Raw genomic sequence first — 11,102 nt, 5'->3', positions numbered from 1 at the left:
CTGCCCCCCTGCTCCCCTCTCCCTGCCTGTTTTTCACCTTTTGGGAATGAGTTCCCTACCTACGTCCATGTAGACTAAATTTTTTTACATTTCTGAGAAAAGTTGTGTCAAATTGTAAAATTTCTGATATTCATATTATTTATAAGGTTCGTGTTTCATGACTGATTTGCTTGGTGTGTATCAGGCAAAAACCCTGAGTAGTGTGATAAGTTAAGAATCATTAAGTTACCACAAGCTAGATTACTAGCCGATGGTACGTGTAATGGCATAAAGAAAGAGAAATGCTGATTTCACTAATCGGCAAGCTCTCAGAATCTCAGTTGCTTTGACGCTGTTGAGATTGTCAAAAAAAACGTTAATTCCTCACGGCAGTCGGTTAGACTGGCTCTTTGCACTGTCTTAGAAACGTTGCAATTTTAGTAAAAAGAGGATTTTAGTCCGATGACCATCGCAGTTGGACGCGCCCCTAGTAGAGGGTGGTTTGACGTTCTAGACGACTGGCTCAAGCGCGATCGCTTCGTATTCGTAGGTTGGTCAGGGATACTATTGTTCCCCTGCGCCTTCCTAGCACTAGGCGGTTGGCTGACCGGTACCACCTTCGTTACCTCTTGGTACACCCACGGGTTAGCTTCATCCTACCTAGAAGGCTGTAACTTCCTAACAGTGGCAGTATCCACCCCCGCCGACAGCATGGGACACTCCCTATTGCTGTTGTGGGGGCCAGAAGCTCAAGGCAACCTCACCCGTTGGTTCCAATTGGGTGGTTTGTGGCCATTCGTGGCCCTGCACGGAGCCTTTGGTTTGATTGGCTTCATGTTGCGCCAATTTGAAATTGCCCGTCTAGTAGGTATCCGTCCTTACAACGCCCTCGCCTTCTCCGCTCCCATTGCGGTATTCGTCAGTGTATTCCTGATGTATCCCTTGGGACAATCGTCGTGGTTCTTTGCACCTAGCTTTGGTGTAGCTGCTATTTTCCGGTTCCTATTATTCTTGCAAGGCTTCCACAACTGGACACTCAACCCCTTCCACATGATGGGTGTTGCGGGTGTATTGGGTGGTGCTTTGTTGTGCGCCATTCACGGTGCCACAGTCGAAAATACCTTGTTTGAAGACGGTGATGGTGCTAACACCTTCCGCGCCTTCAATCCAACCCAGTCAGAAGAAACCTACTCAATGGTGACGGCAAACCGTTTCTGGTCACAGATTTTCGGTATTGCTTTCTCAAACAAACGCTGGTTGCACTTCTTCATGTTGTTCGTGCCAGTCACAGGCTTGTGGATGAGCGCCGTCGGCATCGTCGGTTTAGCACTCAACCTGCGGGCTTATGATTTCGTCTCCCAAGAATTGCGGGCGGCGGAAGACCCGGAGTTTGAAACCTTCTATACCAAAAACATTTTGCTGAATGAGGGTATCCGCGCTTGGATGGCTCCTCAAGATCAACCCCACGAACAATTTGTATTCCCTGAGGAGGTATTACCACGTGGTAACGCTCTCTAATAGACAAAATGTCTTAAGCGGCACTGGACGCGACCAAGAATCCACCGGGTTTGCCTGGTGGTCTGGTAACGCACGTTTAATCAACTTATCTGGCAAACTCCTGGGTGCTCACGTTGCCCATGCTGGTTTGATTGTATTCTGGGCTGGAGCGATGACCTTGTTTGAAGTCGCTCACTTCATTCCTGAAAAGCCCATGTACGAGCAGGGCTTGATCCTGTTACCTCACCTCGCCGCTCAGGGTTGGGGTGTTGGTCCTGGTGGTGAAGTCATCGACACCTTCCCCTACTTTGTTGTCGGTGTACTCCACCTAATTTCCTCAGCCGTCCTTGGCTTTGGCGGTATCTATCATGCCGTCCGTGGTCCAGAAACCTTAGAAGAATACTCTTCTTTCTTTGGTTACGACTGGAAAGACAAGAACAAGATGACCAACATCATCGGGTTCCACCTGATTATTTTGGGATGCGGTGCGCTGCTGTTGGTGCTAAAAGCAATGTTCTTTGGTGGTTTGTATGACACCTGGGCACCAGGCGGTGGTGATGTTCGGATTATTACTAATCCGACACTGAACCCAGCAGTTATCTTCGGATATGTAATTAAGTCTCCCTTCGGTGGCGAAGGCTGGATTGTTAGCGTCGATAACTTGGAAGATGTGGTCGGTGGTCACATCTGGATTGCTTTTATCTGTATTGCTGGCGGTATTTTCCACATTCTTACCAAGCCTTTTGCTTGGTCACGTCGTGCATCCATCTGGTCTGGTGAGGCTTACCTTTCCTACAGCTTGGGCGCTCTTTCGCTGATGGGCTTCATTGCCTCAATTTTTGTTTGGTTCAACAACACCGTTTATCCAAGCGAATTCTTTGGCCCTACCGGCCCAGAAGCTTCTCAAGCTCAGGCTTTGACCTTCTTGATTCGTGACCAACGCTTGGGTGCTAACGTCGGTTCTGCCCAAGGCCCCACTGGTTTAGGTAAATACCTGATGCGCTCTCCCACTGGTGAAATCATCTTTGGTGGTGAAACCATGCGCTTCTGGGATTTCCGTGGCCCTTGGCTGGAGCCTCTACGTGGCCCCAATGGTCTTGACTTAGAAAAAATCAAGAACGATATTCAGCCTTGGCAAGCTCGTCGTGCTGCTGAATACATGACCCATGCTCCTCTGGGTTCTCTGAACTCCGTGGGTGGTGTGGCTACCGAAATTAACTCCTTCAACTACGTATCTCCTCGTGCTTGGTTGGCGACTTCTCACTTCGTACTAGGATTCTTCTTCCTAGTTGGTCACTTGTGGCACGCTGGTCGCGCACGGGCTGCGGCTGGTGGTTTTGAGAAAGGAATTAACCGTGATACTGAGCCAGTGATGTTTATGGACGACCTAGATTAGGTTGTAAAGTTTATTTCATCACTGATAATTAAATAGTTTAGAGGCTCTTGCATAAAAGCAAGAGCTTTTTTTATAGGAAAATTAGTAATCTATTGATTAACTGAGCGACTTACCAAGATAATTAATACCATGAGCGATTCCAATTTTATTGATGCTTTGCAATGGACATCTGAAGCTAAGGAAAAATTGCAAAATATTCCCTTTTTTGTCCGCGCTCAAGCTAGAGCCAGACTTGAACAACTGGCTCGTGAGGCAAACCAAGAGATTGTGACAGCCGATTTGGTAGAACAGGCTAGGCTTGAGTTTGGACAATAAAACATTCTGGAGGTCGTAACAATGACAGTCGCCAAAAATCTAGCAGACCGAGTAATGCTTTACAAGAGGTAATAGCTTAATAGGTGAGTTGAAGAAAAGTAGTCGTCGCCGTCAAAAGGCAAAGCCAAGCGACAATCTAAATGAGCGAACTGACCATACTAATCTGAATTTAGAGGATTTTGATTATGCCTAGATTTACGGTTCCACCCAATTTCACAGGCACTGCTGGTTCCGACACTTTAATTGGGGAAGATTTAAATAAATTTCCAGCAATTGGGATTGATATTTTAACTGGAGGTTTCATTTATACAGGCTCAGGAAAGGACACCATTAAAGGCATCGGTACTGGCGGTAAAGGCCGTGATGGTGCTATCGGTAAGAACATCAATGGCAGCAAAGGCGGTGCTGGTATCGGCATCAGCAATAATGGCAATCTGAATGCTGGGTCAGGCGACGACGCTATCATCGGCAAGGGTATTGGGGGTCGTGGAGGCAAGGGCGCGGATGCGCCTCCTTCTCCTTTTCTTGATTTTGGCGGCGGTGGCGGCGGTGGCGGTGCAGGGACAGGCATCAGTAACATTGGCATCCTTAATACTGGGTTGGGCAATGACACTATCATCGGCGATGGCACTGGCAGCAATGGCGAAAGTGGCGGCGGTGGCGGCGGTGGTGGTACTGGAACAGGCATCAGTAACAGTGGCAAACTGAATGCAGGGGATGGCAATGACACGATCGCTGGCACTGGTCAGGGCGGCACTGGTGGTGGCGGTCGCCTCAGCGGCAACGGCGGATTTGGGATAGGTATCAGCAACACTGGGCAACTGGATACCGGAGACGGAAATGACACGATCGCTGGCATCGGTATCGGCGGCATTGCCGGCAACGGACTTGGACCCGGCGATAACGGTGCAGGGACTGGCATCAGCAATAATGGCAGTCTCAATACTGGGGACGGAAATGACACTATCACTGGCACGGGTACTGGTGGTGAAGGTGGTATCGGCGGTACTGGAACTGGCATCACTAACAGTAAGAAACTGGATACCGGAGACGGAGAAGACACGATCATAGGCACTGGCACAGGTACTGGCGGCATAAACAGTGATGGAACTGGCATCCAGAACATGAAAGGTGCCACCATCACCACAGGGCAGGGCAACGACACAATTACTGGTTCTGGCAACGGTTCAGCCTACAACCTCATCGCCTATGGCATCTCCAACGACGGAGTAATTGATACTGGAAATGGTTGTGACATTCTTACCGGACAGGCTACAGCAAAAATTGTTGGTCCTTCAGGCCACAACTTCATCGCCTATGGCATCTCCAACGACGGAGTAATTGATACTGGGAATGGTTGTGACATTCTTACCGGACAGGCTACAGCAACAATTGGTGGTACTGCCTATGGCATTTATGGAAAAGGAACTATCAAGACTGGCGATAGCAATGACAAAATTACATCCACCACTACCATCAATGAAGTTCAACAAAAAGTTACTATTGGTGGCGGTATCAACATTGATCTAGGCACTGGAAATGACTACTTCAAAGGCTTTGGTACTGGGACTGTGGATGGTGGAAAAGGTTTTGACACCTTAGACCTCAGTGCTTTCAATCGCTCTGAACTCACTTTTTCTGGTGTAATTTCGGGCAATGCCCTAAACCCAGCTAACATCAGCTTCAATAACAATAAAAATGTTATTACACTCTCCACAACAGGCTTTGAGAATTTTATCTTTGCAGATCGCTCTTTGTGCTACAGCACTTTGGTCTGAAACTAAAATTACAACAATCTCACGAAAAATAATTACAAATTACGAATTAGTATCAACTCGCTCCCACATTCATTGCTGCTAAAAAAGCCTTCTGGCTGACATCTCTGTAAACTGTATTCAAAGACTTCATTACCACATCACTCGAAGTTGAATTGACTGCATTTTCCTCTTCCTTCGCTAGGGGGATTGCTCCTAATACATCTAATACCATCTCACTAGTGGACGGCGCAATCACTACTAATGATGACTCTAGTGGCTCATTGTATTGCCAGAAAGAGTCAATTTTCACTGAGTATTTGTGATTAGGAATTGACTGTTGAATATCGGGCGTTTCTGTGGTATTATGTTGAATCTTGGCACTACGTAATTGGCGTAAATCGCTGATAATTTGCTCTTTGGTGCGTCCGCGCAATTGAAATAGTACAAAGGGGTCTTCACTGAAGCGATCGCCTAACTGATAGTACAGCGCACCAATATGTTTACAGGGATTTGCTTTATCAGGACAAGAGCATTTACTATGAACATCAGCAAGGGTAAATGGAAATATCGAAAGACCATTAGCCGTGAAGACTTCTTCTATATTTTGTGGCATTTCTCCTGCTAGTAATTTGGCAGCAAAAATTGCCTTTTGAGACATGCTTTCAATTACATAACCCCACTGTTCATCACTAAAAGGTTCAAGGGAAAGGGAAACTTTATAAGGTTCTACTTCACTACCTTGCACTCTAGCTAATACTTTTGCACCTTTAAATTCGATGCTCAAAACATTTCCTTGACGAGCATAGTTTCTTGCACGTTCTAAACGCTTTTTAAAACGATAGGAATCTAATAAATCTAGCCATTGTTGTGACCACCATTCTCGACTTGCTTGTAATGTGTAATTAGTCATAAGTCAATTCAAAATTATGGAATAGATGCGCGATTTCTCATTTTATGACAGTTACTTAAGACTATAGCGCTTATAGTTGGGAGCATATCAGTTTTGCAAATATGCAAATATACCTACAGACTGGATGTCTAGGACAACATAGGGGCGTAAAACCTTAATTACGAATGCAGTTTGTGTTCAGAACTCGTCTTGTTTACGAGATGCGCTCGTGTTGAGTATTGATCACGGTCTCTTTATCAACACTTTAGTTTTTCAGCAAAACTTTATTCAGATTAATCACTGCATTGCCCCATTCGTCCTGAGTCGGAACCCACTTTTTGGTATCGTATGTGATGATGCTCCTCAGTTTAAATTAATCACTAAAGTCATACTTTGAAACAAGGTGAACGGGATGATTAAAGTCAATTCGACTGATAATGTCTTAGATGTGGCGATCATTGGAGCCGGGCCAGGTGGACTCTGTGCCGCTCATGCTTTAGCACGACTTGGCTTCTCTATCGAGGTTTTTGAGCAAGCCCACCTGTTGCGACCAATTGGTGCTGCCCTGGGGATGGGTGATTCCGGCTATGCTGCCCTAGCGGAGATCGATACTGAACTGGCGCAGCAGGTGCGCCAGTTGGCGGTGAATCCCAAACAGCAGATGTTGATGCGGCCAAATGGTGAGGTTCTTTTTGCTGATGAATCCCCGCTTGCCGGGACAGGCTTCACCTGGCTATGCTGGTATAATCTACAGACCTGTCTTTATAAAGCATTGCCCGCGACGGTATCACTTCATCTCAACCATACCCTTATCGGTTTCACTCAAACTTCAGTCCAGGGACAAGAGCAATTGCGTTTGAAATTCCGTCAACAGGAAGATGTCTGTGCCCGACTTCTAATTGGTGCTGATGGTTATAACTCTGCGGTGAGAAGCATTACCGTTGCAGATGGTGCCCCTCTTTATACAGGAACCATGACCTGGAGGGGGATTGTGAAGCGGAAAAACTTGCCCCCACTTGCCGCTCCCTTCATTGAATCTGCTGGATTTCAACTTGTGGTTGGAGAAAAAAAGAACTTCTGGATAATGGATGCGGGTACGGAATTACTTGCCTGGGGTGGCACAGCCCTACGTTTGAATCACTCGAAAAGTTCATCAGCGCTAGAGACGGTACTCCAAATATTTGAGCAATGGCCCCCTCTGGTTGAAAGTGTGATTAGAGCCACTGAGCCTGCGGCCATCATCGAAACTGGTGTCTTCGACAGGGAACCAGTGCCGCAGTGGGGGGACTTGAGACGTGTGACCCTCCTGGGTGATGCAGCTCACCCAATGCGGCCATCGTTGGGATTGGGCACAACTATGGCCATACAGGATGTGGTAGCCTTGGCTAAGGTTCTAGTCTGTACTGATCTAGGTGATGGGGAACAACTCGGCCTTGCTCTACGCACTTACGAACAGGAGAGGATTGCCATTTCGGCCCCGTTACAGCGCCTTGCGCGACAGGAGGGTGCTAATTCCCATGCTGAAGATCAGGCAGACCAGCTCAAAGAAAGATTTTCAGCCGCGCTGGCAGAACGTAGGCAGGCATCCCAGAAGCACTAAAGTGGTGAGTGAAAATTGTTCCTACCGGGGTTAAATGAGCAGTGATTCCGAAAGTTATAGCAAGGGAATGGGGACTGGGGACTCAATACTTGCTGAAAAGTCTTTTTGTGTCTAAGTTTTATCATCTGTTGATGTCCTAATCACCAAGGCTTGTGCTATATACACAAGGAATTGATGAGCCACTTTCAATACTGTGTAGCTTGCCAGTTTATTGTTAACTAACCATCGGGATTAGTTCAAAAAGGATTAAAGTACTTACTACGAAATTATTCGGCATCATCATCAATTACTGCACTGCGATCAAGTATTAGTAAGTTGCGAAGTTGGTCTGTATCCAGTTCTGTCAACCATTCTTCACCAGCACCTACAACTTGTTCAGCTAGTTGTTTCTTACTTTCAATCATGTCATGAATTTTTTCTTCTAAAGTGCCTGTGCAAACAAATTTATGTACTTGCACATTCCGGGTTTGACCAATCCGAAATACTCTGTCTGTGGCTTGATTTTCTACGGCTGGGTTCCACCATCTATCAAAGTGAAATACATGATTTGCGCGTGTTAAATTCAGTCCTACACCACCTGCTTTTAGAGAAAGAATCATAATCGGGGGCCCTTGAGGATCGTGCTGGAAACGGTCGATCATTTCCTCTCGTTGTTTTTTGCTGGTGCTGCCATATAAAAAGAATATTTCTCGCCCAAGCTTTTTTTCTAAATAGGGTTTAAGTAATTTACCCCACTCAGCAAATTGTGTAAAGATTAAAGCTCTATCGCCTTCATCTAAAACTTCTTCTAACATTTCTTCTAGCCGCAGAAGTTTGGCTGAATTATGTTGCTCTAATGTCGCCTGTTTCAAATATTGGGCTGGGTGATTGCAGATTTGTTTGAGTTTAATTAACAAAGCTAAAATCATTCCCCGACGTTGCAATCCTTCAGCAGATTCTATCTCTACTAAAGATTGTTCTACAACTTGTTGATAAAGTGCAGCTTGTTCACCAGTCAGACCACAAAATACGGCCATTTCTTGCTTATCTGGCAAGTCTTGAATAATGTCGCGATCGCTTTTCAATCGCCGCAGTATAAATGGTTGCACTAATGAACGTAATTGAGTTAAAGAAGCCGTATCTCCATACTTTTCAATTGGCATGGCAAACCGACGCTGGAAAAATTGCTTATTGCCTAAATAGCCAGGATTGAGAAAATCCAAAATAGACCATAGTTCTTGCAGTCTATTTTCTACAGGTGTCCCCGTCAACGCAATCCGAAATGTAGCTTCTAATTGCCGCACTGCTTTTGACTGCTTCGCCTCTGGATTTTTCACATTCTGGGCTTCATCTAAAACTATTATCTGCCAAGAGACACTTTGCAATGACTTGATATCTCGATGCATAAGGGAGTAGCTGGTAACGATTAAATCGTGTTTTTTCACTGCCTCTAAAAACGCTTTCCCTTTTGGGCGTTTGTCACCGTGATATTGCAAAATTTTCAGGCTTGGTGCAAATTTATTTACTTCCCTTTCCCAGTTGCCTAAAACAGAGGTTGGACAAACTAGCAGTGTTGGATTTTCTAGTGCATCCTGTTCTTTCAAGTGCAACAGAAAAGCAATGAACTGCACGGTTTTGCCGAGTCCCATGTCGTCTGCGAGACATGCACCTAAGCCCCAACGTTCCAAGAAGGACAGCCAAGCAGCACCACGTTCTTGATAAGGTCGCAACTGTCCTTTAAAGCCTGTTGGTGTGGGCAAAGGTTCAAGCGCCTGGTTATTTGTTAACGCCCCAATCAACTCTTGCAATGCCCCAGATGCCTCAAAACTAACCACTGGTAATTTTTCAATTACTTGGGTATCCCCTGTACTGAAACGCAAAGCATCTTCTAAGGAAAGCGCCATTTGGTCTTTGCGAGTGGTAAAAAAAGTTTGGGCTGTTTTGATGTCTTGGGGTCGCAATTCCACCCACTCGCCGTTAATTTCCACTAGCGGACTATTTAAAGCCACAAGTTTATCAAACTCAGCTTTGGAAATAGTTTGTCCACCAATTGCCAATTGCCATTGAAAATTCAGCAGACTTTGCAATCCTAAGCGTCCCTGCTTTTTCTTTGAGGTTTCCGCAGTAATTTTCAAACCCAAACGATTCGCCCATCCTTCACGGTTCGCTAAACTGGGAGGCAAAATTACTCCCAAACCACTGTCTTCCAACCTCCAAGCTACAGCTTTGATAAACTCATAAGCTTGCATGGGGGTGATACGAGAAGATTGGGGATATTCGGTTTCAAAACTGGGTGCGATCGCTGGATATAATCTGGAAGCTAGCCCCAATCCTCGCAAAAATGTTTCTTGTGGTTGCTCAATTGTTCGATTTTCATAAACTAATCGTTCAACTGGATTGTTCCAAATAGTTGCTGCATCCACTAAAAACTCTGGATCGTCAGCCGCTTGTAAAAAATACGCCAATATCCAATCTGTTTCGCCAGACTCTGGAGAACGCAGTTGAAAACAGGTACGAAATAGAGTTTTAAGAGTTAATTGGTATTGTAGCGGCATAGTCCAAGCCTTCAATGCCGCTTCCAGTCGTTCCACTTCAATGGCATCTGCATTAACTGTATGAGATGCACTGTTTAAAGCTTGCAACCACTGTCGCACCGCAGCTGGTAAAGATGCAATCGCCTTAGCTTCCATTGGAGGCTGAGAACCCGCCATCCCTCGCACTTGGGCATCTATCGTACTGTTAAGAAATCCCAAAAGTAATTCTTGAGGTTCGCCTGGAAAGTCTACATAAAGTAGGGATTGGCAAAACTCCTCCCCAGTCCCTAGTCCCCAGTCCCTAGTCCCTAGTCCCTCCTGATAGGTACGACAAACCAACGGCATATTCGCAGAAAATCTTTCTAGACGGGTTCCATCTACTGCACTGTCTAGAAGTACTTGCCATTTAGCAGCAAATGTAACATCTGATTGTCGGTCAATTGTTGGTAAAAACTTACACCGCGAGATTAAATCTAAACTCCATCGGGCAACCTGCGACCAAAAACGTAAATCTCCTCCTAAAAAGGCATCTTCCCCTTTAGCAGCATTTAGGGGAACAGCAGCGAGAAATTTTACTGCTTCACTGGGCTTGAGACAAAAACCTTCAACTCGCCACGGTTGCAAATATTGCGGGGAGTCTGTATCTAGCCCCAAGCTGGCAGAATGTACGGGGAAAATCGCTGCTGTTCCTTTGCTACTGCTTTCTGGGATATAAGTTGGTACGGCAATTATTTGCGAATGTGTTGGCATTATCTCAGTGGCACTGGCGGCTTTACGTGTTCGCCCAGTAGTAGCGATGGCTTTGCCCGCGGCAGGCATCGCAACTTGAGGTTGCTGGATGAAGTTGGTAATTGCCATGTTCTGCGAACGCAACCACTCACTCAACTCAACTGATGTCATTGCCAATGGATGTAGTGGTATATCTCCAGATCCATTAGGCTCGAAATTTATTCGTGGCGATCGCCAAGTTTCCCCCCAAATAAATAAACAGCCATTTTGATTTTTTAGTAACCAATTACAGTGTAAAATCGCCATTTGCTAATTACTCAGATTTTCGCAAAATTAAACAATGAAAATCGCCAATAATATTCTAATTTTTCCATTTTTTCCGAATATTTTTCCAAAGATACTGCATATAATAAATAATTCAGTCGTG

The 11,102-nt window shown here is 45.5% G+C and carries 7 protein-coding genes; 5 read left to right on the top strand and 2 right to left on the bottom strand.

Translation table 11 applies throughout. The annotated features are described in order from the left end of the window. Positions 1-441: 441 nt before the first annotated feature. From psbD to ACFFAP_RS14615, 4 genes are all read left to right on the top strand, one after another. The gene (gene psbD, locus ACFFAP_RS14630; RefSeq protein WP_100900373.1) at positions 442-1,497 is read left to right on the top strand and encodes a photosystem II D2 protein (photosystem q(a) protein); all 1,056 of its coding nucleotides are present in this window, start codon (positions 442-444) and stop codon (positions 1,495-1,497) included. Next, on the top strand, positions 1,481-2,872 hold the full coding sequence (gene psbC / locus ACFFAP_RS14625) for a photosystem II reaction center protein CP43 (RefSeq protein WP_375511879.1): 1,392 nt from the start codon (positions 1,481-1,483) through the stop codon (positions 2,870-2,872). Before psbD ends, psbC begins: the two co-directional genes overlap by 17 nt. A gap of 129 nt (positions 2,873-3,001) precedes the next feature. Then, on the top strand, positions 3,002-3,187 hold the full coding sequence (locus ACFFAP_RS14620; RefSeq protein ID WP_375511878.1) for a PCP reductase family protein: 186 nt from the start codon (positions 3,002-3,004) through the stop codon (positions 3,185-3,187). A gap of 185 nt (positions 3,188-3,372) precedes the next feature. Next, positions 3,373-4,965, top strand: coding sequence for a hypothetical protein (locus tag ACFFAP_RS14615; RefSeq protein ID WP_375511877.1), 1,593 nt, complete (start codon positions 3,373-3,375; stop codon positions 4,963-4,965). 52 nt (positions 4,966-5,017) lie between these two features. On the opposite strand, the gene ACFFAP_RS14610 is transcribed toward ACFFAP_RS14615, so the two are convergent. Then, positions 5,018-5,854 (bottom strand): SWIM zinc finger family protein, encoded by an 837-nt coding sequence (locus ACFFAP_RS14610; protein WP_375511876.1) that lies wholly within the window; start codon positions 5,852-5,854, stop codon positions 5,018-5,020. Between the two features lie 427 nt (positions 5,855-6,281). On the opposite strand from ACFFAP_RS14610, the gene ACFFAP_RS14605 reads away from it, so the two are divergent. Continuing rightward, entirely contained in the window at positions 6,282-7,433 is a 1,152-nt protein-coding gene (locus tag ACFFAP_RS14605) for an FAD-dependent oxidoreductase (RefSeq protein WP_375511875.1), read from the top strand. A gap of 266 nt (positions 7,434-7,699) precedes the next feature. Here the strand turns inward: ACFFAP_RS14605 and ACFFAP_RS14600 are convergent, their stop codons facing one another. Beyond that, positions 7,700-10,981, bottom strand: coding sequence for a DEAD/DEAH box helicase (locus ACFFAP_RS14600; protein WP_375511874.1), 3,282 nt, complete (start codon positions 10,979-10,981; stop codon positions 7,700-7,702). Positions 10,982-11,102 lie beyond the last annotated feature (121 nt).

Origin of the sequence: uncultured Nostoc sp. (assembly GCF_964245575.1) — a bacterium.
Lineage (GTDB): Bacteria > Cyanobacteriota > Cyanobacteriia > Cyanobacteriales > Nostocaceae > Nostoc.
This window is presented reverse-complemented; position numbering and strand designations above follow the sequence as displayed.

Coding starts and splice junctions, on each gene's coding strand:
- psbD (WP_100900373.1), top strand. CDS start 442: ATGACCATCGCAGTTGGACGCGCCCCTAGTAGAGGGTGGTTTGACGTT.
- ACFFAP_RS14620 (WP_375511878.1), top strand. CDS start 3,002: ATGAGCGATTCCAATTTTATTGATGCTTTGCAATGGACATCTGAAGCT.
- ACFFAP_RS14615 (WP_375511877.1), top strand. CDS start 3,373: ATGCCTAGATTTACGGTTCCACCCAATTTCACAGGCACTGCTGGTTCC.
- ACFFAP_RS14610 (WP_375511876.1), bottom strand. CDS start 5,854: ATGACTAATTACACATTACAAGCAAGTCGAGAATGGTGGTCACAACAA.
- ACFFAP_RS14600 (WP_375511874.1), bottom strand. CDS start 10,981: ATGGCGATTTTACACTGTAATTGGTTACTAAAAAATCAAAATGGCTGT.